Origin of the sequence: Falsirhodobacter sp. alg1 (assembly GCF_000739715.2) — a bacterium.
GTDB lineage: Bacteria > Pseudomonadota > Alphaproteobacteria > Rhodobacterales > Rhodobacteraceae > Falsirhodobacter.
The window spans coordinates 1-585 of the sequence record NZ_BBJC02000078.1 but is presented as its reverse complement, the minus strand read 5'-3'; the positions used below and the strand labels follow the sequence as shown (position 1 = coordinate 585).

The 585-nt window shown below is 63.4% G+C and carries 2 pseudogenes; both read right to left on the bottom strand.

Going from position 1 to position 585, the window contains the following annotated elements:
- A pseudogene (locus tag TR36_RS15260) lies at positions 1–238 on the bottom strand (hypothetical protein); the annotation flags it as partial.
- Positions 183–585, bottom strand: a pseudogene (locus tag TR36_RS14275) (heme exporter protein CcmB); the annotation flags it as partial. The pseudogenes TR36_RS15260 and TR36_RS14275, both read right to left, overlap by 56 nt.

Genomic DNA, 585 nt, shown 5'->3' with positions numbered 1-585 from the left:
GTTCCAGGGTTGTTGCCGCACCGGCCGCAGCGCGTTTGTCCTTGGCCGCGTTTTCACGATAGGACGCAATTTCCCGCGCCTGCGCTTCGGTTTCGACCACGTTCAATACGTCACCGGCATGCGGCGTGCCGTTCAGACCCAGCACCTCGACAGGAACCGACGGGCCGGCTTCGTTCACACGCTCACCCTGATCGTTGATCAGTGCGCGGACCTTGCCCCATTGCTGGCCGACGACAAAGGTACGCCGAGGCAAAAGGAAGCAGGGCCGCCGATCCAGCGGAAATCGCCGCCAAGAACATGAGCGCGGTCGTTGCCGGCTGGCCGCTGGTGCCCGCCCTGACAGCCTCTGCCCCGAAAATCAGGGTGGGGACGTAGAGGGGCAATACGAGAAGGCTCAGCAATAATCCGCCGCGTTTCAGGCCAACGGTCAATGCTGCCCCGAATGCCCCGATCAGGGATAGGGCGGGCGTTCCCAAGGCAAGGGAGACGACCAGCCAGAAATAACCCTCTGCCGGCAGGGCCAGAATGATGCCCAGAAACAGGGCGCGAGCAACGTCAGCGGCAGGCCGGTTACGATCCAGTGGG